Origin of the sequence: Sphingomonas adhaesiva (genome assembly GCF_036946125.1) — a bacterium.
In the GTDB taxonomy this organism is placed as follows: domain Bacteria; phylum Pseudomonadota; class Alphaproteobacteria; order Sphingomonadales; family Sphingomonadaceae; genus Sphingomonas; species Sphingomonas adhaesiva_A.
Genome location: NZ_JAQIJT010000001.1, coordinates 1,224,506 through 1,247,053, shown reverse-complemented (window position 1 = coordinate 1,247,053; position 22,548 = coordinate 1,224,506). Strand labels below are relative to the sequence as shown.

General features: G+C 69.5%; 26 protein-coding genes and 1 tRNA gene. 24 read left to right on the top strand and 3 right to left on the bottom strand.

The window, feature by feature from the left end; genetic code table 11:
- The first annotated feature begins 107 nt into the window (after positions 1-107).
- The 17 genes from PGN23_RS05970 to PGN23_RS05890 all read left to right on the top strand — a co-directional run bounded on the left by PGN23_RS05970 (position 108) and on the right by PGN23_RS05890 (position 15,205).
- Positions 108-401: a DUF2285 domain-containing protein gene (locus tag PGN23_RS05970; RefSeq protein WP_335301950.1), complete on the top strand. Its 294-nt coding sequence runs from the start codon at positions 108-110 to the stop codon at positions 399-401.
- A gap of 110 nt (positions 402-511) precedes the next feature.
- Positions 512-2,503: a conjugal transfer protein TraG gene (locus PGN23_RS05965; RefSeq protein WP_335301949.1), complete on the top strand. Its 1,992-nt coding sequence runs from the start codon at positions 512-514 to the stop codon at positions 2,501-2,503.
- 12 nt (positions 2,504-2,515) lie between these two features.
- A complete protein-coding gene (locus PGN23_RS05960) occupies positions 2,516-2,950 on the top strand; it encodes a CopG family transcriptional regulator (protein ID WP_335301948.1) in 435 nt (144 codons plus the stop codon).
- 217 nt (positions 2,951-3,167) lie between these two features.
- Positions 3,168-4,124 (top strand): P-type conjugative transfer ATPase TrbB, encoded by a 957-nt coding sequence (trbB, locus tag PGN23_RS05955; RefSeq protein ID WP_443019726.1) that lies wholly within the window; start codon positions 3,168-3,170, stop codon positions 4,122-4,124.
- Complete coding sequence (locus PGN23_RS05950) at positions 4,121-4,453, top strand: TrbC/VirB2 family protein (protein ID WP_335301946.1); 333 nt, start codon at positions 4,121-4,123, stop codon at positions 4,451-4,453. Before trbB ends, PGN23_RS05950 begins: the two co-directional genes overlap by 4 nt.
- Positions 4,453-4,728 carry a VirB3 family type IV secretion system protein gene (locus PGN23_RS05945; protein WP_335301945.1) on the top strand — a complete coding sequence of 92 codons (276 nt, stop codon included), beginning with the start codon at positions 4,453-4,455 and terminating at the stop codon, positions 4,726-4,728. Before PGN23_RS05950 ends, PGN23_RS05945 begins: the two co-directional genes overlap by 1 nt.
- 10 nt (positions 4,729-4,738) lie before the next feature.
- Entirely contained in the window at positions 4,739-7,177 is a 2,439-nt protein-coding gene (gene trbE, locus PGN23_RS05940) for a conjugal transfer protein TrbE (RefSeq protein ID WP_335301944.1), read from the top strand.
- Complete coding sequence (trbJ, locus tag PGN23_RS05935; RefSeq protein WP_335301943.1) at positions 7,174-7,929, top strand: P-type conjugative transfer protein TrbJ; 756 nt, start codon at positions 7,174-7,176, stop codon at positions 7,927-7,929. The genes trbE and trbJ overlap by 4 nt, the downstream gene beginning before the upstream one ends.
- A gap of 8 nt (positions 7,930-7,937) precedes the next feature.
- Positions 7,938-8,207 carry a putative entry exclusion protein TrbK-alt gene (gene trbK-alt, locus PGN23_RS05930; protein ID WP_335301942.1) on the top strand — a complete coding sequence of 90 codons (270 nt, stop codon included), beginning with the start codon at positions 7,938-7,940 and terminating at the stop codon, positions 8,205-8,207.
- 2 nt (positions 8,208-8,209) lie between these two features.
- A complete protein-coding gene (gene trbL / locus PGN23_RS05925; RefSeq protein ID WP_335301941.1) occupies positions 8,210-9,541 on the top strand; it encodes a P-type conjugative transfer protein TrbL in 1,332 nt (443 codons plus the stop codon).
- 2 nt (positions 9,542-9,543) lie between these two features.
- The gene (trbF, locus tag PGN23_RS05920) at positions 9,544-10,227 is read left to right on the top strand and encodes a conjugal transfer protein TrbF (protein WP_443019663.1); all 684 of its coding nucleotides are present in this window, start codon (positions 9,544-9,546) and stop codon (positions 10,225-10,227) included.
- Between the two features lie 44 nt (positions 10,228-10,271).
- A complete protein-coding gene (trbG, locus tag PGN23_RS05915; protein WP_335302091.1) occupies positions 10,272-11,177 on the top strand; it encodes a P-type conjugative transfer protein TrbG in 906 nt (301 codons plus the stop codon).
- Positions 11,174-12,418: a TrbI/VirB10 family protein gene (locus tag PGN23_RS05910; protein WP_443019657.1), complete on the top strand. Its 1,245-nt coding sequence runs from the start codon at positions 11,174-11,176 to the stop codon at positions 12,416-12,418. Before trbG ends, PGN23_RS05910 begins: the two co-directional genes overlap by 4 nt.
- A gap of 3 nt (positions 12,419-12,421) precedes the next feature.
- Positions 12,422-12,664, top strand: a complete 243-nt coding sequence (locus PGN23_RS05905; RefSeq protein WP_335301939.1) for a DUF2274 domain-containing protein — start codon at positions 12,422-12,424, stop codon at positions 12,662-12,664.
- A 107-nt stretch (positions 12,665-12,771) separates the two neighbouring features.
- The gene (locus PGN23_RS05900) at positions 12,772-13,023 is read left to right on the top strand and encodes a hypothetical protein (RefSeq protein WP_335301938.1); all 252 of its coding nucleotides are present in this window, start codon (positions 12,772-12,774) and stop codon (positions 13,021-13,023) included.
- A gap of 140 nt (positions 13,024-13,163) precedes the next feature.
- Complete coding sequence (locus tag PGN23_RS05895) at positions 13,164-13,550, top strand: HVO_A0114 family putative DNA-binding protein (RefSeq protein ID WP_327555342.1); 387 nt, start codon at positions 13,164-13,166, stop codon at positions 13,548-13,550.
- Positions 13,547-15,205, top strand: coding sequence for a recombinase family protein (locus PGN23_RS05890; protein ID WP_335301937.1), 1,659 nt, complete (start codon positions 13,547-13,549; stop codon positions 15,203-15,205). The genes PGN23_RS05895 and PGN23_RS05890 overlap by 4 nt, the downstream gene beginning before the upstream one ends.
- Here the strand turns inward: PGN23_RS05890 and PGN23_RS05885 are convergent.
- Positions 15,167-15,256 (bottom strand) — tRNA-Ser (locus tag PGN23_RS05885). The genes PGN23_RS05890 and PGN23_RS05885 overlap by 39 nt on opposite strands.
- Positions 15,257-15,382: 126 nt before the next feature.
- On the opposite strand from PGN23_RS05885, the gene hspQ reads away from it, so the two are divergent.
- The 4 genes from hspQ (at position 15,383) to PGN23_RS05865 (ending at position 17,270) form a co-directional block, all read left to right on the top strand.
- Positions 15,383-15,808, top strand: coding sequence for a heat shock protein HspQ (gene hspQ, locus PGN23_RS05880; protein WP_335301936.1), 426 nt, complete (start codon positions 15,383-15,385; stop codon positions 15,806-15,808).
- Between the two features lie 128 nt (positions 15,809-15,936).
- Positions 15,937-16,233 carry a 50S ribosomal protein L21 gene (rplU, locus tag PGN23_RS05875; protein ID WP_335301935.1) on the top strand — a complete coding sequence of 99 codons (297 nt, stop codon included), beginning with the start codon at positions 15,937-15,939 and terminating at the stop codon, positions 16,231-16,233.
- A gap of 26 nt (positions 16,234-16,259) precedes the next feature.
- Positions 16,260-16,529: a 50S ribosomal protein L27 gene (gene rpmA, locus PGN23_RS05870; protein ID WP_132910023.1), complete on the top strand. Its 270-nt coding sequence runs from the start codon at positions 16,260-16,262 to the stop codon at positions 16,527-16,529.
- A gap of 183 nt (positions 16,530-16,712) precedes the next feature.
- The gene (locus tag PGN23_RS05865; protein ID WP_335301916.1) at positions 16,713-17,270 is read left to right on the top strand and encodes a GNAT family N-acetyltransferase; all 558 of its coding nucleotides are present in this window, start codon (positions 16,713-16,715) and stop codon (positions 17,268-17,270) included.
- Between the two features lie 100 nt (positions 17,271-17,370).
- Here the strand turns inward: PGN23_RS05865 and PGN23_RS05860 are convergent, their stop codons facing one another.
- A complete protein-coding gene (locus PGN23_RS05860) occupies positions 17,371-18,222 on the bottom strand; it encodes a metal-dependent hydrolase (protein ID WP_335301914.1) in 852 nt (283 codons plus the stop codon).
- Positions 18,223-18,277: 55 nt separating this feature from the next.
- On the opposite strand from PGN23_RS05860, the gene PGN23_RS05855 reads away from it, so the two are divergent.
- Complete coding sequence (locus PGN23_RS05855; RefSeq protein ID WP_335301913.1) at positions 18,278-18,901, top strand: TetR/AcrR family transcriptional regulator; 624 nt, start codon at positions 18,278-18,280, stop codon at positions 18,899-18,901.
- Between the two features lie 237 nt (positions 18,902-19,138).
- Entirely contained in the window at positions 19,139-20,185 is a 1,047-nt protein-coding gene (obgE, locus tag PGN23_RS05850) for a GTPase ObgE (protein WP_335301912.1), read from the top strand.
- A 13-nt stretch (positions 20,186-20,198) separates the two neighbouring features.
- On the opposite strand, the gene PGN23_RS05845 is transcribed toward obgE, so the two are convergent.
- On the bottom strand, positions 20,199-21,338 hold the full coding sequence (locus PGN23_RS05845) for a hypothetical protein (protein WP_335301911.1): 1,140 nt from the start codon (positions 21,336-21,338) through the stop codon (positions 20,199-20,201).
- A gap of 100 nt (positions 21,339-21,438) precedes the next feature.
- On the opposite strand from PGN23_RS05845, the gene proB reads away from it, so the two are divergent.
- Positions 21,439-22,542, top strand: a complete 1,104-nt coding sequence (proB, locus tag PGN23_RS05840) for a glutamate 5-kinase (protein ID WP_335301910.1) — start codon at positions 21,439-21,441, stop codon at positions 22,540-22,542.
- Positions 22,543-22,548 lie beyond the last annotated feature (6 nt).

Below are 22,548 nucleotides of genomic sequence, written 5' to 3'. Positions count from 1 at the left end.
GAGCGACGAGGAACCAGCGCAGGAACGATCGTTCTAGGAATGATCGTTCCGATTCTTCGCGATGTGCTATACACGGTCACCTCCAAGCGGTGGTTGCGAGGTGGACCATGCGGGCGCGGCCCGAACTCGACCCGGATGTGGACGATCTGGCGCCGACAGCGTCGGAGATCACGGACTATGACGAGACCCACTTCGTCACCTACATGCGCCTGCTCGACGCCCAGGCGGATCGGGCCGACTGGATGGAGGTGGCGCGGGTCGTTCTGCACCGCGATCCGGCGGCCCCGACGACCCAGACCTGTTGGGAAAGTCATCTGGCACGCGCGCGGTGGATGACGCAGACCGGCTACCGCCATCTGCTCGAACGGGCCTCCTCCGAAGCACGATCCCGGCCGCACTGACCGTCCTTTTTCTTCGCTATGGTATCCGGTAGCCCGCTCGCCGGTGATATCCGTTGCCCACGCCGGGGACGTGCATTCTTTGATCGGCTCCCTTTCTCGTCGGAGCCGGTATGCGCGGAGGCCAGATACTCTGGGGGCAGGTCGCCCTCGTTCTCACGATCGTGGTCGCCACCACCTGGGCGGCGACGCAGTGGACCGCGTGGCGGCTCGGCTTCCAGCCCCAGCTCGGAACGCCGTGGTTCGAGGTGGCAGGCTGGCCGGTCTATCATCCGCCGCTCTTCTTCTGGTGGTGGTACTTCTACGACGCCTATGCGCCCGCGATCTTCGTGGAGGGCGCAGTCATCGCCGCATCGGGCGGCTTCGTCTCGATCGCGGTGGCGATCGGCCTGTCGATGTGGCGAGCGAAGGAAGCGAAGAACGTCGCCACCTACGGCTCGGCGCGCTGGGCATCGCCGGAGGAGGTGAAAGCCGCCGGGCTGCTCGGCGCAGACGGCGTGCTGCTCGGCCGGCTCGACCGCGACTATCTCCGCCACGACGGCCCCGAGCATGTCCTGTGCTTCGCGCCGACGCGGTCGGGCAAAGGCGTCGGCCTCGTCGTGCCGACGCTGCTCACCTGGCCCGGCAGCGTCATCGTCCACGACATCAAGGGCGAGAACTGGACGCTGACGGCGGGCTTCCGCGCTGGGCACGGCCGCGTGCTGCTGTTCGATCCGACCGACGCGGCATCCTCGGCCTACAACCCGCTGCTGGAGGTGCGGCGCGGCGACTTGGAGGTCCGCGACGTGCAGAACATCGCCGACATCCTCGTCGATCCCGAAGGCGCGCTCGACAAGCGCAACCATTGGGAGAAGACCAGCCACTCGCTGCTGGTCGGCGCGATCCTCCACGTCCTCTACGCCGAACCCGACAAGACGCTGGCCGGCGTGGCCAGCTTCCTCTCCGATCCGAAGCGCCCGGTGGAGGCGACGCTACGCGCGATGATGTCGACGCCGCATCTCGGCGAAGCCGGCGTCCATCCCGTCATCGCCTCGTCGGCGCGCGAGTTGCTCAACAAATCCGACAACGAACGATCGGGCGTCCTGTCGACCGCCATGTCGTTCCTCGGCTTGTACCGCGATCCGGTGGTGGCGAAGGTGACGGCGCGGTGCGACTGGCGCATCGCCGACCTCGTCGCGGGCAAGCGCCCGGTCAGCCTCTACCTCGTCGTGCCGCCGTCCGACATCGCCCGCACCAAGCCGTTGATCCGCCTGATACTCAATCAGATCGGCCGGCGGCTGACGGAGGAGCTGAACGGGTCGGCCAAGCGCCACCGCCTGCTGCTGATGCTCGACGAGTTTCCCGCGCTCGGCCGGCTCGACTTCTTCGAGAGCGCACTGGCCTTCATGGCGGGCTACGGCATCAAGAGCTTCCTGATCGCGCAGAGCCTCAACCAGATCGAGAAGGCATACGGCGCGAACAACAGCGTGCTCGACAACTGCCACGTCCGCGTTGCCTTCGCGACCAACGACGAGCGCACCGCGAAGCGCGTGTCGGATGCGCTCGGCACCGCGACGGAGATGCGTGACTCCACCAATTATGCCGGGCACCGGCTGTCGCCGTGGCTCGGCCATCTCATGGTCTCCCGGCAGGAGACGGCCCGACCGCTGCTGACGCCCGGCGAGGTGATGCAGCTTCCGCCCGCCGACGAGTTGCTGCTGGTCGCGGGCGTGCCGCCGATCCGGGCGAAGAAGGCCCGCTATTACGAGGATGCCCGGTTTCGCGAACGGCTGCTGCCGCCTCCGAAGGTGGCCGAGGCGAAGCGGCCCGCGACGCCGCCAGCCGACGACTGGTCTGCGCTGGCGATCCCGGCGCCGGCAGCAGGACCGGCGCAGAGCAGCGCCGATGGCAGCGCCGACGATCCGGCCAACGCCGGCATCCGCCGCGAGCCGGAACTGCCCGAGCAGGAGGAGATCGCGCCGCCCGAACGACCTGCCATCAACGAGTTCGACGTGCTCGACGACGACCCGGACGTGGACGCCGCCAAGGCGCGCAGCCTGCGTGGTCAAATCACGTCGGTTGCCCGGCAGGCGTCGATGGACCCAGCCGATGGCATCGAGCTTTGAGGAGGAGCGGCCATGCCGACCAAGACCCGCATGAACGTCTATTTCGACCCGGACCTCTTGAAGAAGGTCGAGGCGCTGGCGCTCCGCCGCAACGTATCGAAGTCCTCCATCGTCGAAGCTGCCGTCGCGTCCTTTCTGTCCGCCGACGCCTCGGAACGGCTGGAGGCGGTGTTCGCCCGCCGCATGGACCGGATCGGCAGGCAGATCGACGGGATGGATGAAGACCTCGCCATCGTCGGCGAGACGCTGTCGCTGTTCATCCGCTTCTGGCTGACCGTCACACCGCCACTGCCCGACAGCGCACAGGCATCGGCTCGGGCGAAGGGCAGCGAGCGGTTCGAGGGCTTCCTGCAAACGCTCGGCAGGCGGTTGGCGACCGGCGACCGGTTCCTGAAGGAGCTGTCGCGCGACATCGACTCGAGGCGTGACGGCACCGCTACCGAATAGATATCCAACCGCACCGGCCCACCGAGGCACGACCGATCCCGCCGATTGCCGCCGTTTCTTCGCCATGCCCGCACGGCGTTCGATACTTGTTGAAACGGCCGAGTTTCAGGCTCTCTTACTCGACCCCGTTCGGGACCGCTGACGCCGCCCCGGTAGGAACGGGGATAGCATGGCGGGCGCACAGCACAATTCGGAGGGTCTGGCGCGCGGCGCGCGGATGCTGCGCACGGCGCTCGGTCCCGCCATCGCCCGGCTGCTGGAAGACCCCGCCGTCGTCGAGGTGATGCTGAATCCGGATGGGCGCATCTGGATAGACCGATTGTCCGAGGGACTGGCCGATACGGGCGAGCGGCTTTCTCCGGCTGACGGCGAGCGCATCATCAGGCTCGTCGCGCACCATGTCGGCGCGGAGGTCTATGCCGGTGCCCCGCGCGTCTCCGCCGAGCTGCCCGAGACGGGCGAGCGGTTCGAGGGTCTGCTGCCGCCGGTCGTCGCGGCACCCACCTTTGCCATCCGCAAGCCTGCCGTCGCGGTGTTCACGCTCGACGATTACGTCGCGGCCGGCATCATGTCGGCGGCACAGGCGGAGGTGCTCCGCGAGGGCGTCGCCTTCCGCGCCAACATCCTCGTCGCCGGCGGCACCTCGACCGGCAAGACGACGTTGACCAACGCGCTGCTCGCCGAGGTGGCGAAGTCGCCCGACCGCGTCGTCATCATCGAGGATACGCGCGAGCTGCAATGCGCCGCGCCGAACCTCGTCGCCATGCGCACCAAAGATGGCGTCGCCTCGCTCTCCGATCTCGTCCGCTCCAGCTTGCGCCTGCGCCCCGACCGCATCCCGATCGGCGAGGTGCGCGGGCCGGAAGCGCTCGATCTTCTGAAGGCCTGGGGCACCGGGCACCCCGGCGGCATCGGCACGATCCACGCCGGCAGCGCCATCGGCGCGCTGCGGCGGATGGAGCAGCTCATCCAGGAAGCCGTCGTCACCGTGCCGCGCGCGCTGATCGCCGAGACGATCGACCTCGTCGCCGTCCTCGCGGGGCGCGGCTCGATGCGCCGCCTTTCCGAACTCACGCGCGTCGAAGGACTCGGCCCTGACGGCGACTACCGCGTCGTGCCCGCCAACCGTCCGGCGGCCTCACTCACCCCTACCAGCACAGGAGAAAATCCATGATCTCACGCCTTCGTATTGCCCGCCACCGCTTCGAGACCGCAGTGGCGGTCGTCGTCATCAGCGTGATGACGGCGCCCGCCGCACACGCCTCCGGCTCGTCGATGCCGTGGGAAGCACCGCTCCAGTCGATCCTGAAGTCGATCGAGGGGCCGGTCGCCAAGATCGTCGCGGTCATCGTCATCATCTCGACCGGCCTCGCGCTGGCGTTCGGCGATACGTCGGGCGGCTTCCGCCGTCTCATCCAGATCGTCTTCGGGCTGTCGATCGCCTTTGCCGCTTCGAGCTTCTTCCTGTCCTTCTTCTCGTTCGGCGGCGGGGCGCTCGTCTGATGGCCGGCGATCATGCCGGCGAGGTGCCGGGCTTCGCCGTGCCGGTCCACCGGGCGCTGACCGAGCATATCCTGCTCGGCGGCGCGCCGCGCGGTCTCGCCATCCTCAACGGCACGCTGGCGGCGGCGCTCGGGCTTGGGCTGCGGCTGTGGCTGGTCGGCCTCGTCGTCTGGGCGATCGGGCACGTCGCGGCGGTGTGGGCGGCGAAACGCGATCCGATGTTCGTCGACGTGGTGCGCCGGCATCTGCGCATCCCCGGCCACCTGTCGGTTTGAGGGGGCGGCCATGATGAACCTCGCGGAATATCGCCGCACCGCCGCGCGCCTCGCCGACTTCCTGCCTTGGGTGGCGCTGGTCGGCTCGGGCGTCGTCCTCAACAAGGACGGCAGCTTCCAGCGCACCGCGCGCTTTAGCGGTCCCGACCTCGACAGCGCGGTGCCCGCCGAGCTGGTCGCGGTCGCTGGCCGTCTCAACAACGCCTTCCGCCGTCTCGGCTCGGGCTGGGCGATCTTCGTCGAGGCGCAGCGCCATCCCGCCGCAACCTATCCGACGAGCACATTCCCCGATGCCGCGTCCGCGCTGGTCGATGCGGAGCGCAAGGCCGACTTCGAGGAAGCCGGCAGTCACTTCGAGTCCAGCTACTTCCTGACCTTCACCTTCCTGCCGCCGGCCGAGGATGCCGCGCGAGCCGAGGGCTGGCTCTACGAGGGCCGCGAGCAAAAGGGCATCGACCCGCAGGAGCTGGCCGCCGGATTCGTCGATCGCACCGACCGCATCCTGCGGCTCGTCGAGACCTTCATGCCAGCGTGCCGCTGGCTGGATGACGCCGAGACGCTCACCTACCTCCACGCCTGCGTTTCGACCCACCGGCACCGTGTCCGCGTGCCCGAGACGCCGATGTATCTCGACGCGCTGCTCGCCGACCAGCCGCTGACCGGCGGACTGGAGCCGATGCTGGGCGACCGGCATCTCCGCGTCCTCACCATCACCGGCTTTCCGACCGCGACCACGCCGGGGCTGCTCGACGAGCTGAACCGGCTGGCCTTCCCATACCGCTGGTCGACCCGCGCGATCCTCCTCGACAAGACCGACGCCACGAAGCTGCTGACGAAGATCAGGCGGCAGTGGTTCGCGAAGCGCAAGTCGGTCGCCGCGATCCTGAAGGAGGTGATGACCAACGAACAATCGGTGCTGGTCGATACCGATGCGTCGAACAAGGCGGCGGACGCCGACATGGCGTTGCAGGAACTTGGCGCCGACCATGCCGGCATCGCCTACGTCACCGCGACGGTGACGGTGTGGGACGCCGATCCGCGCATCGCCGACGAGAAGCTGCGGCTGGTCGAGAAGGTCGTGCAGGGTCGCGACTTCACCGCGATGGCCGAGACGATCAATGCGGTGGACGCTTGGCTCGGTAGCTTGCCGGGGCACGTCTACGCCAACGTCCGGCAGCCGCCGATCTCGACGCTCAACCTCGCCCATATGATCCCTCTGTCGGCAGTCTGGGCGGGACCGGAGCGCGACGAGCATTTCGACGCGCCGCCGCTGCTGTACGGCCGGACAGAAGGTTCGACGCCGTTCCGGCTGTCGCTGCATGTCGGCGATGTCGGGCATACCCTCGTCGTCGGCCCGACCGGCGCGGGCAAGTCGGTGCTGCTCGCGCTGATGGCGTTGCAGTTTCGCCGGTATGCGGGCGCGCAGATGTTCGCCTTCGACTTCGGTGGCTCGATCCGGGCCGCCGCGCTGGCAATGGGCGGCGACTGGCACGATCTCGGCGGCGGACTGACCGAAGGCAGCGACGCCAGCGTGTCGCTCCAGCCGCTGGCTCGCATCGAACAGACCGCCGAACGCGCATGGGCGGCCGATTGGCTCGTCGCGATCTTGACCCGCGAAGGTGTGGCGATCACGCCGGAGGTGAAGGAGCATCTCTGGACCGCGCTGTCGTCGCTGGCCTCCGCACCGGTCGAGGAGCGGACGGTCACCGGCCTCGCGGTGCTGCTCCAATCGAACGACCTGAAGCAGGCGCTGCGGCCCTATTGCATTGGCGGCGCGTGGGGCCGGCTGCTCGACGCCGAGCACGAACATCTCGGCAGCGCGACTGTCCAGGCGTTCGAGACCGAGGGGCTGATCGGCACCGACGCCGCGCCCGCCGTGCTCGCCTACCTGTTCCACCGGATCGAGGACAGGCTCGACGGTGCGCCGACGCTTATCATCGTCGACGAGGGGTGGCTCGCGCTCGACGACGAGGGCTTCGCCGGCCAGCTCCGAGAATGGCTGAAGACGCTGCGCAAGAAGAACGCCTCCGTCATCTTCGCCACGCAATCGCTCAGCGACATCGACGGCAGCGCCATCGCGCCCGCCATCATCGAGAGTTGCCAGACCCGGCTGCTTCTGCCCAACGAGCGCGCGATCGAGCCGCAGATCACCGCCATCTACCGGCGGTTCGGTCTCAACGACCGGCAGATCGAGATCCTCGCGCGGGCGACGCCCAAGCGCGACTACTACTGCCAGTCGCGCCACGGCAACCGGCTGTTCGAGCTGGGCCTGTCCGACGTGGCGCTGGTGCTGTGCGCCGCATCCTCGCGCATCGACCAGCAGGCCATCGCCGCGATCGTCGCCGAGCACAGCCGCGCCGGTTTCCTTGCCGCCTGGCTGCGCCACCGCGGCGTTGGCTGGGCGGCCGACCTGATCCCCGACCTCACCAATCTGGAGACATCATCATGACCCTGCGCCGTAGCCGCGCGGCACTCGTCGCCGCGACCATCCTGTCCGTGCCGCTGTCGCCGATGCTGGCGACGCCCGCTGCGGCACAGTGGACGGTGTTCGACCCGTCGAACTACGCGCAGAACGTCCTCCAGGCCGCGCGCACGCTCCAGCAGGTCAACCAACAGATCACCAGCCTCCAGAACGAGGCGACGATGCTGGTCAATCAGGCGCGTAACCTCGCCAGCCTGCCGTACTCCTCGCTCCAGCAGCTCCAGCAGAATGTCCGCCGCACACAGGCGCTACTCCAGCAGGCGCAGAATATTGCCTTCGACGTGCGGTCGATCGACCAGGCGTTCCAGCGGCAATACGGCAGCGCGTCGATGTCGGTGTCCGACAGGCAGCTCGTCACCGACGCGCGGAGCCGATGGCAGAACACGGTCGGTGGCTTGCAGGACGCGATGCGCGTGCAGGCCGGCGTCGTCGGCAATATCGACACCAACCGCGCCGAGATGGCGAACCTCGTAACCCGCAGTCAAGGCGCGACCGGCGCGCTTCAGGCAACGCAGGCCGGCAACCAGCTCCTTGCGCTCCAGGCGCAACAGCTCGCAGACCTCACCGCGATGATGGCCGCGAACGGTCGCGCGCAGGCGCTGTCCGACGCCGAGCGTGCGGCGGCGGCCGAGCAGGGCCGCGAACAGCGCCGCCGCTTCCTCGCGCCGGGCGCAGGCTACCAGCCCGGCAACGCCCGCATGTTCAACCCCGGCAACTGAGGCGCTTTATGGAGGCGAAGACGCTTGCCCGCATCGGTGCCGCCGCGTTCGCCGGCATCGCCATCACCGCCGCCGCGATCGAGATGACGCGCGAGGAGAAACCGGTCGTGCCGGTGACCGTGGAGGTCACCACCGCGCCCGCCGACCCGATGCGCGAGGCGCTTGCACGTTGCCGGTTCATGGGCGAGGCCGCGACAAGCGATGCGACGTGCTTGAAGACGTGGGCCGACAACCGCGCCCGTTTCCTCGGCACGTCGCCCGCGTCCGGGGCGCGCTGACGATGGGCAGCACCGGCGTCATCGACAGCTTCCTCGGCGTCTTCACCCGCTACATCGACTCAGGCTTCGGTCTGCTCGGCGGCGAGGTCGCCTTCATCGCCACCACGCTGATCGTCATCGACGTGACACTGGCCGCGCTGTTCTGGTCGATGGGCGGCGAGGACGACATCGTCGGCCGCCTCATCAAGAAAACGCTGTTCGTCGGCGTGTTCGCGTACATCATCGGCAACTGGAACAATCTCGCCCGGATCGTCTTCGACAGCTTCGCCGGGCTGGGGCTCAAGGCATCCGGCACCGGCTTCTCCGCCGCCGACCTCATGCGGCCCGGCAAGGTGGCGCAGACCGGCCTCGATGCCGGACGGCCGCTGCTCGACTCGATCTCCGGGCTGATGGGCTATTGGTCGTTCTTCGAGAACTTCATCCAGATCGCCTGCCTGCTCTTCGCATGGGCGCTGATCCTGCTCGCCTTCTTCATTCTCGCCGTCCAGCTTTTCGTCACGCTGATCGAGTTCAAGCTGACGACGCTCGCCGGCTTCGTGCTCATCCCGTTCGGCCTGTTCGGCAAGACCGCCTTCATGGCCGAGCGCGTCCTCGGCAACGTCATCTCGTCCGGCATCAAGGTGCTCGTGCTCGCCGTCATCGTCGGGATCGGATCGACCTTGTTCTCGCAGTTCACCGCCGGCTTCGGCGGGCGGACGCCGACCATCGACGACGCGATGGCGATCGTGCTCGCCGCGCTGTCGCTGCTGGGCCTCGGCATCTTCGGTCCCGGCATCGCCAACGGTCTCGTCTCCGGCGGTCCACAGCTCGGCGCGGGTGCTGCGATCGGCACCGGGCTGGCGGCCGGCGGCATGGTCGCCGCCGGTGGCGCCGCGATTGGCGCGGTCGCGTCCGGCGGCGCTGCGCTGGCGGGTGGTGCCGCCGCTGCTGCCCGTGGCGGAGCGGCGCTCGCCGGTGGCGCATCCACCGCCTATCAGGCCGGTGCGGCTGGACAGTCCGGCATGGCCGGCGTCGCTTCCGGTCTCGGCAACGTGGCCAGCGCGGGCGGAAAGGCGGCCGTCTCGCCGCTGAAGCGCGCCGCCGGCCGTGCGGCCGACAGCCTCCGGTCCAGCTTCCAGTCCGGTAGCCGTGCCGTGAGCGGCGACGCCGCGCCGGGCGATGACGGCGCGGCTCCTGCAACTCCAACGGCGGGAACCCAACCCGCATGGGCGAAGCGCATGAAGCGCTCCCAGCAGCTCACCCACGGTGTCCAGGCCGCCGCGCACGCCGTGCGATCCGGCGACGCGCATGGCGGCGGCTCTTCCATCTCCCTCGACCAAGGCGACCGCCGATGAGCATCTTCAAACGACCCGCCGCGCATTACGGCAAGACCCCGCAGCCCGAGACCCCCTACCAGCGCGCCGCCCAGGTGTGGGACGACCGCATCGGCTCGGCCCGCGTCCAGGCGCGCAACTGGCGGCTGATGGCGTTCGGCTCGCTGGCGCTGTCCGCCGGTCTGTCGACCGCGCTGGTCTGGCAGGGTGCCAGTGGCTCGATCGTGCCGTGGGTGGTGCAGGTCGACAAGCTCGGTCAGGCGCAGGCCGTGGCACCCGCCAGCGAAGGCTACCGCCCGACCGATCCGCAGATCGCGTTCCACCTCGCGCGGTTCGTCGAGGAGGTCCGCAGCATCCCGGCAGATGCGATCGTCGTGCGGCAGAACTGGCTGCGCGCCTACGACTTCACGACCGCGACCGGCGCGCAGGCGCTCAACGACTATGCCCGCGCCAACGACCCGTTCGCGAAGGTCGGCAAGCAGCAGATCGCCGTCGACGTGTCGTCGGTCATCCGCGCCTCGCCGGACTCTTTCCGCGTCGCTTGGACCGAGCGGCGCTACCAGGACGGCAGTCTCGCCGAGACCTCCCGCTGGACCGCGATCCTCACCGTCGTCGTCCAGCCGCCGCGTGATGCCGAGGCGCTGCGCAAGAACCCACTTGGCATCTACGTCAACGCGATCAACTGGTCGAAGGAGCTGGGCCAGTGATCCTGCGCCTCACGTCCGTTCCGGCGGCACTGTTCGCCGCGACGATGCTCGCCGGTTGCGCCACGACGCAAAAGCCGCCCGAGATCAGCTACGATGCCGAGGTGCCGCCGCTGCCGCCCGTGCCGATGCTCGCCGTACCATCGCGGCCCCGGCCGTTGCATGTCCCGCCGCCGTGGACGCCGGCACGGGGCGGACAAGCTGCCGGAACCTCGACCGCGCGCGTCGAGAACGCCAACGCCGCCGCCCGCGTCCAGCCGCGCCGCGAAGGCTATTACAACGCTATCCAGGTCTATCCGTGGAGCGAGGGCGCGCTCTACCAGGTCTACGCCGCAGTCGGGCAGATCACCGACATCGCGCTCGAACCGGGCGAGAGCCTCACCGGCGCCGGTCCGATCGCGGCGGGCGACACCGCGCGATGGATCATCGGCGACACCGAGAGCGGCGCGGGTGACACCCGCCGCGTCCACGTCCTCGTCAAGCCGACGCGGGCGGACCTTTCCACCAACCTCGTCATCACCACCGACCGGCGTCTTTATCTGATCGAGCTGCACGCGGGCGAACGGCCCTACATGCCCTCGGTCGCGTGGAGCTATCCGGTCCCGCCGCCTTCGCAACAAGCCGCTGTGCCAACCACGCCGATCATACCGGCCGCCGCCGAGCGCACCTATCGCTACGCCCTGACCGGCGACGCTCCGCCGTGGCGACCGATCGCGGTCTACGACGACGGGCGGCGCGTCTACGTCGAGTTCCCGCGCGGCATCGTCCAGGGCGAGATGCCGCCGCTGTTCGTCGTCGGCTCCGAAGGCGAGCCGGAGATCGTCAACAGCCGCGTCCACCGCAATGTGCTCATCGTCGACCGCCTGTTCGGCGCCGCCGAGCTGCGCCTCGGCAAGGGCGACCGCCAGCAGACCGTCCGCATCCTCCGCACCGATGGGAGGCCGTCATCATGACCGGCGTCGATCCCGAGAAGAGCGCGCCGAGCCTGCCGGAAGCCGACGACGATGTCCGACCGCTGACCGGCGAGCCGGTCGCGCCGATGCGGCTGCGGCCGGAGCCGCCGCGCGTCACCCGACTGTCGCGCAAGGCGCTGGCGGTGCTCGGCAGCGTCGCCGGCGTCGGTCTCGGCGGCGCGCTGATCTACGCGCTCCAAGTCCAGCAAGGCGGTAAACCGGCCGAAGAGGTCTACGCGACCGATGGGCGCTCTACGCCGGACGGCCTCAACGCGCTGCCGAAAGATTACACCGGCCGGGTGCTCGGCCCACCGCTGCCCGGCGATCTCGGCCGCCCGATCCTTGACGCGCAGACCCGCGGCCAGCCCGTACCCGTTTCGGGGATCGACGCGCCTGCTGGACCCGCCGCGCCCGATCCCGAAGCTGAGCGTCGCCGCCAGGAACTGGAACGGCGTCGGCAGGAGCTGGAGGCGGCGCGCACCAGCCGGGTGTTCTTCCAGGCGGGCGCACAGACTGCGGCGGCGAGCGGCGTGCCCGGCGACGGGATGCCGAACCTCGCCGGCATGGGAGCACCCGGCCGGACGGCCACGCCCACCGCGCAAGACCGGCAGCTCGCCTTCCTCAACCAGCCCGCCGACCGGCGCACTGGCGCGCCCGACCGCGTGACGGCACCGCCATCACCTTTCGTCGTGCAGGCCGGCGCGGTGATCTCCGCCGCGCTCGTCACCGGCATCCGCTCGGACCTGCCCGGCCAGATCGTCGCGCAGGTGACCGAGAACGTCTACGACAGCCCGACCGGACGCCTGCTGCTGATCCCGCAGGGCACGCGGCTGATCGGCCAGTACGACAGCGGCGTCGGCTTCGGCCAGCGCCGGGTGCTGCTCGCATGGACGCGGCTGATCTTCCCCAACGGCCGCTCGATTGTGCTGGAGCGCCAGCCCGGTGCCGACGCGCAGGGCTATGCCGGGCTGGAGGACGGCGTTGACCACCACTGGTGGGATCTCGCCAAGGCCGCCGGCCTCTCCACGCTGCTGTCGGTCGGGGCGCAGGCCGGCAGCTCGGGCGAGCAGGGCGACTTCGTTCGCGCGCTGCGCCAGGGCGCGTCGGACGGGATCAGCCAGACCGGCCGGCAGGTGGTCGGCCGCCAGCTCGACATCGCACCGACGTTGGCCATCCGCCCCGGCTTCCCGGTCCGCGTGATCGTCACCCGCGACCTCGTCCTCGAACCTTATCGGAACTGACACATGACGAAGCTGAAGCTCGGTCCCATCGCAGACGATAAGCCCGTGAAGGTCACGCTGGAACTGCCGGCGCACCTGCACCGCGACCTTACCGCCTATGCCGATGTGCTCGCTCGCGAGAGCGGCCAGCCCGCCGCCGATCCCACACGGCTGATCGCGCCCATGCTCGAACGGTTTATGGCGACCGATCGCGCCTTCGCGAAGGCGCGGCGCGCCGACGGCACGTCCGACACTGCGATCGGCTGACGCGATCGAGGTATCGCGTCACGCCCACTTCACCGCGGGGAACGAGGCGGCAGGATCGTGGGGCGGGACAGTGCCGCGACGAACCACAGGAGACTTCATCGACGTCCGTGTCCGACCGTCACCCTCGCTCCACTCGCCGCGCTGGCGATGCCGCCGGCATCCTGCCCGACGATCTCTACGACTATTATGCCGTCGAGCCGGACCCACGGCGGGGGCCAGCGCCCGCCGCCGAGGCGAAGACGTGGCGCGTCACCGACGACTGGCCCGAGCGGGTGCCGATCACCGAGGCGGAGATCGAGGTGTTCGAGCGCTGGTTCGCCGACCTCTTCGACGAGTTGTTCGGACCATCCGGTCGATAGGATCGCGCGACACGCGCCAGCCGCCCCCATCATTTCCCTGGATGATGTTGTCTATTGGTGATAATGATCGTGGATAGCATCCGGCCCGCCTGACGCTCGCGCCCGGCCCGGCGGTTGCCAGGACGGGAGATATGCGCACCGTGACGACGCTGACGATCGGCATCGCCGACACCGACGAGATGAAGGCGCGGGGCAAGCGCATCATGCGCGGCGAAGAGCAGCCGGCGCGGGGCGAGCCGGCGGTCTGGTTCGGCTCGACCGAATCCTTCGCGCGCATCCTTTCCGCCGCCAACCGCGACATGCTCCGCCTCATCGCCGAACGCGAGCCGGAGTCGCTCGACGCGCTCGTCGCGTTGACCGGGCGCGCCAAGCCCAACCTGTCGCGGACGCTGAAAGCCATGATCGCCCACGGCATCGTCCGCATGGAACGCAGCGGGCGCAAGCTCGCCCCCAAGGTCATCCCCGACCGCGTCGTGCTGACGCTGGAACTGACCTCGACATCCGACAAGCAAGGAGACCGGCCGTGAACGCCGAGACGCCCGTCATCGTCCAGCGCGCCGCGCTCTACCTGCGCGTCTCGACCGTCCGGCAGGCCGAACACGACGTCTCGATCCCGGACCAGAAGCGGCAGGGCGAGGCGTACTGCACCTCGCGCGGTTACCGACTGGTCGACACCTTCGTCGAGGCGGGCGCCTCGGCCACCAACGACCGCCGCCCCGAGTTCCAGCGCATGATCGAGGCGGGCACATCCAAGCCCGCGCCGTTCGATGTCGTCGTGGTCCACTCGTTCAGCCGATTCTTTCGCGATCACTTCGAGCTGGAGTTCTACGTCAGGAAGCTGGCGAAGAACGGCGTGCGCCTCGTCTCGATCACGCAGGAGATGGGTGACGACCCCATGCACGTCATGATGCGCCAGATCATGGCGCTGTTCGACGAGTATCAGTCGAAGGAGAACGCCAAGCACGTCCTGCGCGCCTTGAAGGAGAACGCCCGGCAGGGCTTCTGGAACGGCTCGCTGCCGCCGATCGGCTACCGCACCGTCGCGGCCGAGCAGCGGGGTGCCAAGACCAAGAAGAAGCTTGAGATCGACCCGCTGCACGCCGACACGATTCGCCTGATCTACCGCCTCGCGCTCGGCGCCGAGGCCGATCACAGCCAGATGGGCGTCAAGGCGATCGTCAAGCACCTGAACGCCCGCGGCATCTTCACCCGCGACGGCGGGCGCTGGGGCATCGGCCAGGTCCACCGCATCCTCACGCGCCGCACCTATATCGGCGAGCACGAGTTCAACCGTCGCTCCAAGACCAAGGAGAAGAAGCCCGATGCCGAGGTGGTGACGGTGGAAGTGCCTCCGCTGATCGAGCGCGCGACCTTCGACGCCGTGCAGGCGCTGATGAAGGCGCGCAACCAGAAGACCGCGCTGCCGCACCGCGTCGTCATCGGCCCGACGCTGCTGACCGGCATCTGCTTCTGCGGCAATTGCGGGGGCGCGATGACCATCCGCACCGGCAAGGGCGGGCGCTACCGCTACTATGCCTGCTCGATCAAGGCGCGGCAGGGCGAGACCGGCTGCAAGGGCCGCGCGATCCCGATGGACAAGCTCGACGGCCTCGTTGCCGGCCACATCGAGGACCGGCTGCTCGATCCCGAGCGGCTGGAGGAACTGCTGGAGACGATCCTCGGCCGTCGCGAGGAACAGTCCGAGCGCCGCCGCGTCCACATCGCCGAGCTGAACCGCCGTGCCGCCGAATCGGAGCTGCGCCTCAAGCGCCTCTACGACGCGATCGAGGCGGGCGTCGCTGACCTCGACGACCCGGCGCTGAAGGAGCGCATCGCCGGCCTCAAGGTCATCCGCGACCAGTCGCGCGTCGATGCCGACCGCGCGCAGGCGATGCTGGAGAGCACCGGCGAGCGGGCGATCACGCCGGAGATGGTCAGCCGGCTCTCACAGGCCGCGCGCGAACGGATGCGCCTCGACGGAGGCGGCTATCGGCGGGATCATCTGCGCGCGCTCGCCCAGCGCGTCGAGGTCGGCGACGACGAGGTCCGCATCATGGGATCGAAAAGCGACCTCCTCAGGACGCTCGTGGCAGCGCAGGGAGGGAAATCGGCGGCAATCGGCGTGCCCAGCCGGGGACCGAAGTGGCGGAGAGGGTGGGATTCGAACCCACGGTACCCGTAAAGGCACAACGGTTTTCGAGACCGTCCCAATCGACCACTCTGGCACCTCTCCGCAGAGGATCGCCGGGCGTCCAGAGGACTCGTCCGGCCGCGATCGAGCGGGGCCCCTAGCTCGACTGTGCGCGCGGCGCAAGCGGGTCGGCGTTGTGCGATGCGATTTTCTCACTAGATTGGGTGTATGAACCGATCGCACCCAATCCCGTCGACCTCGATCCCGCGCAGCGGCGACGGCGCTGCCGTCGATCGCGACGACGCGTCGGCGAATCCGGTGGCGCCGCCGGTGGCGCATGCGCGCTTTTCGATCGGCGACGTCGTGCGGCACCGCATGCTCGACTTCCGCGGTGTGGTGTTCGACGTCGACCCCGTCTTCGCCAATTCCGAGGAATGGTACCAGGCGATCCCGGAGAGCTTCCGCCCGCGCAAGGACCAGCCCTTCTACCATCTGCTCGCGGAGAACGTGGAGGCGACCTATGTCGCCTATGTCAGCCAGCAGAACCTGGTCCATGACGAGGATGACGAGCCGGTCGACCACCCCGCGATCGCCGGCCTGTTCGACCGGCTGGAGAACGGGCGCTACGGGCTGAAGCGCGAGCATCGTCACTGATCGCGACGTCCGGCCTGCGCCGGAGCGCCTTTCCGGTTGACACGAATCACCCCATCGCCTAGCTGCCGCGCTTCTCCCGTGGCGGCCTGACCGCCTTGGGCCATGACATTTGGGAAGTGATAAGAGCCATGTTCGCAGTCGTGCGCACGGGCGGCAAGCAGTACCGCGTCGCCGCCGGAGACAAGATCGTCGTCGAGAAGATCGAGGGCGAGGCCGGCGCGTCGGTGACGCTGGGTGACGTGCTGATGGCGGGCGAGGGCTCGGAGCTGAAGGATGTCGCCGGGCTGACCGTCGCGGCGGAGATCATCGCCCAGGCGAAGGGCGAGAAGGTGATCGTTTTCAAGAAGCGTCGCCGCCACAATTATCGTCGCCGCAACGGCCACCGCCAGAACCACACGATCCTGAAGATCGTGTCGGTCGGCTGATCCCGTAGCGCGAAGGAGCAAGAGCAATGGCACATAAGAAAGCAGGCGGTTCGTCGCGCAACGGTCGCGATTCGGCCGGTCGTCGCCTCGGCGTGAAGAAGTTCGGTGGCCAGGAAGCCATCGCGGGCAACATCCTGGTGCGTCAGCGCGGGACGAAATTCTATCCGGGCCGCAACGTCGGCATCGGCAAGGACCACACGCTTTTCGCGCTCGTCGACGGCCGCGTGGTGTTCCACGAGGGCAAGCTCGGCCGCAAGTTCTGCTCGGTCGACATTATGGCGGCTGCGGCCGAATAACATCGGGTGACCAGACGGGTTGCCCACCAGGGCGGCCCGCCGGTTCCGGATGTCGGAACCCAGCCAACAAGGGAGACGGGCCCGCCCCGGCTCCCTTTTTTCTTGCTCCCTCCCCGCCCTGTCCCGCTGCTGTCGCATCCGCGTAACGGCATCGTGGCAGCGGCCCGAACGAGGAGACGGAGCATGTTCGCGTTGACGCCCCGATTGACGTTGCGCCCCGGCTGGCCGGAAGATGCGCCCGCGCTGGCGCGCGCGATCGGACATGAGGCGGTGGTGCGCAACCTCTCGCGCGCGCCGTGGCCCTATGGCGTGGCCGATGCGGAGGCCTTTCTGGCGCTGCCGCGCGGGCCCCACGAGGCCCGGTTCCAGGTCTGCGAGCGGTTCGGCGACCATCGGCTGATCGGCGGGATCGGCCTCCACCCCGACGAGCATGGCCGCTCTGAGATCGGCTATTGGCTGACCCCCGCCGCCTGGGGCCACGGCTATGCGACCGAGGCGGGCCGCGCCGTGCTCGACATGGCGCGCCACGCCTTGGGGCTGAAGCGCGTGGTCGGGCGTCACTTCGTCGACAATCCGGCGTCGGGTCGCGTGCTGCGCAAGCTGGGCATGGTCGAGACGGGATCGCGGTCCCGGCTGCCCACGCTCGCCCGTAACGGCGAGGTGGAGTGCATCGACTTCGCGATCGACTGGAGCGGCGATCTGGGTGAGGTCGACCCACGACCGCTGCCGATCGCGGCATAAGCCGCGAGAGGTCCGAAACCCGTTCCCCGGCCCGCGGCGGGGAACGGGTACCGTCCGGCAGCTCGCGTGATCGCCCCGGACAATAGCGCCGACGGAGCGATTACGCCGCCTTGGGCAGCACCGCCGCTTCGTAATCGCTTTCCGCCAGCCCGATCAGCGGGCGATCGTCGTGCTTCCACGGGTGGAAGCCCGGCAGGAAGTACGCCGCCCACACGCCCGCGATCTTGCGCGCCATGCCGGGGTTGCCGAACGCGTACCACGCCATCCGCGCCCACACCTTCGGCCCCGTCAGCCCATCCTGCCGCAGCAGTTCCGCCATGCCGCGCGCGCGGCCGGTGAAGAAGCGCCACGTCGTGATCCACATCACCAGCGACTTGATCCACCACCGCCGGAAGCGCGGCCAGTCGCGCGTCGCGTGGAGCCACGTGTCGTAGGCGACGCCCTTGTGCTCGATCTCCTCCGCCGCGTGCCAGAGCCACAGCGCGCGCGCCTGCGGATCCGCACCCGCCAGATGGCGCGGGTTCGCGATCAGTTCGTGCGCCAGCATCGCGGTGAAATGCTCCAGCGCGGTGGTCGCCGCCAGCGCGCCGATCGGTGGCCGCCCCTTCGTCAGCGCCAGCGCGGCGTCGACATCGCGGTCGAGCAGCGTCGTGTCATACCCCTGATCGGCGACGTGCCGGTTGAACGCGACATGCTCGCGCGTGTGGATCACCTCCTGCTTGATGAAGGCGTTGATCTCGCGCTCCAGCCGCGGCGGCGTGCCCTCGCGGAACTTGCGGACGCTGTCGACGAAGAACCCCTCGCCCTTCGGAAAGGTCACCGACAGCGCATTGTAGAAGGCGGTCGCATAGGGATCGTCGGCCAGCCACCAGCGCCGGATCGCACCGCCGCGACCGAAGCGACGGTCGCGAGGCGTGATCGTCAGGTCTGCGGGAGTGGTTGCTTTCGCCACGGAAACCTCCAGAGATGATGCAGATACGTTCATTATTGACAGTGGTGTTAATTAAGTGAGTCCTTCATCCGTTGCAACCCCGCGCCGTCGGCTGAGCCCGGAGGCCTCGCGCGAGGCGGCGCTGGAGGCGGCGCGGGCGCTGCTGGTGGAGATCGGTCCGCAGGCGGTGACGCTGAAGGCGGTGGCGGCGCGGATCGGGCGGACGCACGCCAATCTGCTCCACCATTTCGGCTCGGCCGACGGGCTGCAAAAGGCGCTGATCGCCAGCATGGCGGAGCGGATCGTGGGGACGATTCGCGACGCGGTGATGCGCGCGCGCGAGATCCATGACCCGGCCGAGGTCGTGGATCTCACGTTCGACGCCTTCGGACAGGCCGGAGGCGCGGGCGCGCTGGCGAGCTGGATGATTCTGAACGGGAACGAGGATGCGCTCGACCCGATCCTGCGCGCGATCCACGATCTGGTCGAGGATCTGGGAGCGGAGCACGAGCAGGCGCAGGGGGGCAAGGGCGTGCCGATCCATGACGAGACGCTCCAGTTGGTGCTGATGGCGCTGGGCGATGCCCTCCTGGGTGCCTCGATGGCGCGCGCGCTGGGGCTTCCGCGCGACCGTGCGCGCGTGATCGCGCGGCAGATGCTGCTCGCGGATCGCGGAGCGTCGCCGCCACGCGATCGCTAAACGGGATCGGTCGCTGCCTTTCCCGTTCCCCGGCGGGGGCGAGACCTTTGCAAGAACGGGTGCAACGACGCCGAGTCCACGCCGTGTTCCTGCCTGCGCAGGAGCACGGTGCAGCCTTTCGCAAACGTCTCGCGAAGGCCGCCGCGGGCAAAGCCCGCGTCGTCGGTCGCGGCGATACCGCGCCGACCGGGCGGCGCCATGGTGCTTTAGCTCCGCTAAAGCGCTATGGCGCGCGCCATGCACTTTCTAGACCAGGCAAAGATCTTCGTCCGCTCCGGCGCCGGCGGCCCCGGCGCGGTCAGTTTCCGGCGTGAGAAATACATCGAATACGGCGGGCCCGACGGCGGCAACGGCGGCAAGGGCGGGGACATCGTGTTCGAGGCGGTCGCCGGGCTCAACACGCTGATCGACTTCCGCTACACCCAGCATTTCCGCGCCCCGCGCGGGCACGGCGGCTCGGGCAGCAACCGCACCGGCGGGGGCGGCGACGATTTGGTCATCAAGGTGCCGGTCGGCACCCAGATCCTGGCCGACGACGAGGAGCGCACGCTGCTGGCCGACCTCACCCGCGTGGGCGAGCGGATCACCTTCCTGCGCGGCGGCGACGGCGGACGCGGCAACGCCAGCTACAAGACCTCGACCAACCGCGCGCCGCGCCAGCACGGCACCGGCTGGCCGTCCGAGGAGGCGTGGGTGTGGCTGCGGCTCAAGCTGCTGGCCGACGCGGGGCTGGTCGGGCTGCCCAACGCGGGCAAGTCCACCTTCATCAACAGCGTGACCAACGCGCAGGCGAAGGTCGGCGCCTATGCCTTCACGACCACCCGCCCGCAGCTGGGCGTGGTGCGTCACCATCAGCGCGAGTTCGTCGTCGCCGACATCCCCGGGCTGATCGAGGGGGCGGCGGACGGCGCAGGCATCGGCGACCGCTTCCTGGGGCATATCGAGCGGTGCCGCGTGCTGCTCCACCTGGTCGATGCGAACGACGAGGACGTGGCCGAAAGCTACCGCATCGTGCGCGACGAGCTGGCCGCTTATGGCGGCGGGCTGGACGAAAAGCCCGTGGTGGTCGCGCTCAACAAGATCGACACGCTGGACGACGAGCTGATCGCGGCCCTCTCCGCCGAGCTGGAGGAGGCGAGCGGCGCGGAGGTCATCCCCATCTCCGGCGTCAGCGGCGTGGGCGTGGACTGGGTGCTCGACCGGCTGCTCGACGCCATTCCGTCGAACGAAAAGCCGGTCGACGACGACGGCGACGAAGCCGCGGTCGACTGGTCGCCGGTGTGAGGCCGCAGCCCGGTCATTGCCACGCGCGCAGCGCGGGCGCGTAGCGGTCGGGCAGCAGCCGCAGCGGCGCGGGCGTGCCGAGGAGGCGCCGCGCGCGATCCAGCGTCGCCGGGTCGTAGCCAAGGCTCTGCATCGCGGGCTGCGCCGTGACGAAGGTCAGCGATCCGATCGCGGGGGCGGTCAGGTCGCGCTGCCACAACGCGGCGAGCGCCGCCGGATCGCGCAGGCACGCCCAGCCGCGCTCCTCCACGTCGCGATCGGCGGGCGGCGCGAACCGGCCCTGCATCGGTGTTGCCGCGGACCGGAACGACGCCATCAGCGTCGCCGCCTCCGCCTCACGCCCTAATCCCCTGAGCGCGCAGGCGCGGATCCAGTCGAATTGCAGGCGGGCGCCGGGCACCTCTGCGCCGTGCCCGGACGCCCCTGCGAAGGCGGCGTCCGCCGCTTCGACGGCGGAAAGCGCCGCCTCATATCGCCCGCCCTCCGCCAGCATCGCGGCGCGGTTGAGATCCGCGTTGATGGCATAGGGCGATCCCTTCAATCGCACGCTTGCCTGCTCCAGGACCGCTATCGCCCCCTCTCGATCTCCGGCACCCGCCATCACGTTCGCCAGGTTGATCGACAGCGTGATCCATTCCGAACGATCCCACTCGCTCTTGACCGGCTGTAGGTCACGTTGCGCCCGCAGCAGCGCCGCCGCTTCGGCGAATCGGCCGGCATCCTGCAACGCGACCGCATATTGCAACAAGGCGCGAATCGGCTTGCGCACCGCTCCCTGCGATGGCTGAGCGGCGCGTGTGCTGGCCCGTCGCTGTTCCCAGGAAGCCTTCGTCCGCGTCAGCATCGCGTCGCGCGCCAGCGTCAGGTCCGGGCCGGCCCATCGCTCCAGCACCGGCCACAGGGGCGCGAGCCGCTGATCCGCCAGCACGGCGACGACCGGCGCCAGCGTATCCAACGGCACCGTGCGCCATGCCTCCCGCCCCCCGCGCGGGCGATAGCGCAACTCCCCGATGCCATCGTCCAGCCGCAGCTCGACCGCCGTCTCGGCTCCGTCGATCGACACGACCTCGCGCATCGTGTCGGCACCTGCGATGGCGGGCAGGATCGCGACGATCCACGCCACCAGCCATTTCGACCACATTCGATCCCTCATTCCCCTGCCCTCCCCGGTCGAATCTACCTCGCGCGACGCCGTTGCCACGTCAAATCCGCATTGGCGCCGCGACCCGCCGCACGCTAACGCGCTCGCCATCATGTCGCTGTTTCCCCCCGCCGCCTGCCCGCGCCTGGTCGTCAAGATCGGGTCGGCGCTGCTCGTCGATGCGCAGGGCGGGGTGCGACGTGCCTTTCTGGAGGAGGTCGCCGCCGACATCGCGGCGCGCGCGCGCGAAGGGCAGCAGGTGGCGGTCGTGTCCTCCGGCGCGATCGCGCTGGGGGCGCGGCGGCTCGGCCTCGCCAAGGGCGGGCGTGCCAGCCTGGAGGATGCGCAGGCCGCCGCCGCCACCGGGCAGATCGCGCTCGCCGGCGTGTGGGCGGAGGTGCTGGCGGCGCAGGGACTGACCGCGGCGCAGATGCTGGTGACGCTCGGCGATCTGGAGGAGCGGCGGCGTTACCTGAACGCCGCGGCGACGCTGGGGCGGCTGCTCCAGCTGGGCGTCGTCCCGGTCATCAACGAAAACGATTCGGTCGCGACCGAGGAGATCCGCTTCGGCGACAACGACCGGCTCGCCGCGCGGATCGCACAGGCCGCGGGCGCATCGGGCGTCGTCCTGCTGTCCGACATCGACGGCCTGTACGATCGCAACCCCGCGCTGCCGGGCGCGACGCACATCGCCCGCGTCGAGCGGATCGACGGCACGATCGAGCGGATGGCCGATCGCGGCTCCGCCTCGGGCATGGGATCGGGCGGCATGGTGTCGAAGATCGCCGCCGCCCGGATCGCCAACGCGGCGGGCGCGGGGCTGGCGATCGCCTCCGGCCATGTCGCGCACCCGCTCTCCGCGACGGTGCGGCATACCTTGTTCGTCGCCGAACGGCCCGCGCCGGCGCGCAAGGCGTGGCTGGCGGGCGGGCTGACCGCCCGCGGCGCGATTCACGTCGACGAAGGCGCAGCCCGCGCGCTGGCGGACGGGCGCAGCCTGCTGGCGGCGGGGGCGACCCGGATCGACGGCCATTTCGCGCGCGGCGATCTGGTGACGGTCGAGGCACCGGATCGCACGCTGGCGCGCGGGCTGTCGGAATATGATTCGGCCGACGCCGTCCGGCTGCTCGGCCGCCGCAGCGACGAGCATGAGGCGATCCTGGGCTATGCGCCGCGCAGCGCGCTGATCCATCGCAACCATATGGCGCTGCTGTGAGGGCGG

Excerpts from the sequence above, each read along its gene's own strand:
- PGN23_RS05970 (WP_335301950.1), top strand. The coding sequence starts at position 108 with ATGCGGGCGCGGCCCGAACTCGACCCGGATGTGGACGATCTGGCGCCG.
- PGN23_RS05965 (WP_335301949.1), top strand. The coding sequence starts at position 512 with ATGCGCGGAGGCCAGATACTCTGGGGGCAGGTCGCCCTCGTTCTCACG.
- PGN23_RS05960 (WP_335301948.1), top strand. The coding sequence starts at position 2,516 with ATGCCGACCAAGACCCGCATGAACGTCTATTTCGACCCGGACCTCTTG.
- trbB (WP_443019726.1), top strand. The coding sequence starts at position 3,168 with ATGCTGCGCACGGCGCTCGGTCCCGCCATCGCCCGGCTGCTGGAAGAC.
- PGN23_RS05950 (WP_335301946.1), top strand. The coding sequence starts at position 4,121 with ATGATCTCACGCCTTCGTATTGCCCGCCACCGCTTCGAGACCGCAGTG.
- PGN23_RS05945 (WP_335301945.1), top strand. The coding sequence starts at position 4,453 with ATGGCCGGCGATCATGCCGGCGAGGTGCCGGGCTTCGCCGTGCCGGTC.
- trbE (WP_335301944.1), top strand. The coding sequence starts at position 4,739 with ATGATGAACCTCGCGGAATATCGCCGCACCGCCGCGCGCCTCGCCGAC.
- trbJ (WP_335301943.1), top strand. The coding sequence starts at position 7,174 with ATGACCCTGCGCCGTAGCCGCGCGGCACTCGTCGCCGCGACCATCCTG.
- trbK-alt (WP_335301942.1), top strand. The coding sequence starts at position 7,938 with ATGGAGGCGAAGACGCTTGCCCGCATCGGTGCCGCCGCGTTCGCCGGC.
- trbL (WP_335301941.1), top strand. The coding sequence starts at position 8,210 with ATGGGCAGCACCGGCGTCATCGACAGCTTCCTCGGCGTCTTCACCCGC.
- trbG (WP_335302091.1), top strand. The coding sequence starts at position 10,272 with ATGCTCGCCGGTTGCGCCACGACGCAAAAGCCGCCCGAGATCAGCTAC.
- PGN23_RS05910 (WP_443019657.1), top strand. The coding sequence starts at position 11,174 with ATGACCGGCGTCGATCCCGAGAAGAGCGCGCCGAGCCTGCCGGAAGCC.
- PGN23_RS05905 (WP_335301939.1), top strand. The coding sequence starts at position 12,422 with ATGACGAAGCTGAAGCTCGGTCCCATCGCAGACGATAAGCCCGTGAAG.
- hspQ (WP_335301936.1), top strand. The coding sequence starts at position 15,383 with ATGAACCGATCGCACCCAATCCCGTCGACCTCGATCCCGCGCAGCGGC.
- rplU (WP_335301935.1), top strand. The coding sequence starts at position 15,937 with ATGTTCGCAGTCGTGCGCACGGGCGGCAAGCAGTACCGCGTCGCCGCC.
- rpmA (WP_132910023.1), top strand. The coding sequence starts at position 16,260 with ATGGCACATAAGAAAGCAGGCGGTTCGTCGCGCAACGGTCGCGATTCG.
- PGN23_RS05865 (WP_335301916.1), top strand. The coding sequence starts at position 16,713 with ATGTTCGCGTTGACGCCCCGATTGACGTTGCGCCCCGGCTGGCCGGAA.
- obgE (WP_335301912.1), top strand. The coding sequence starts at position 19,139 with ATGCACTTTCTAGACCAGGCAAAGATCTTCGTCCGCTCCGGCGCCGGC.
- PGN23_RS05845 (WP_335301911.1), bottom strand. The coding sequence starts at position 21,338 with ATGAGGGATCGAATGTGGTCGAAATGGCTGGTGGCGTGGATCGTCGCG.
- proB (WP_335301910.1), top strand. The coding sequence starts at position 21,439 with ATGTCGCTGTTTCCCCCCGCCGCCTGCCCGCGCCTGGTCGTCAAGATC.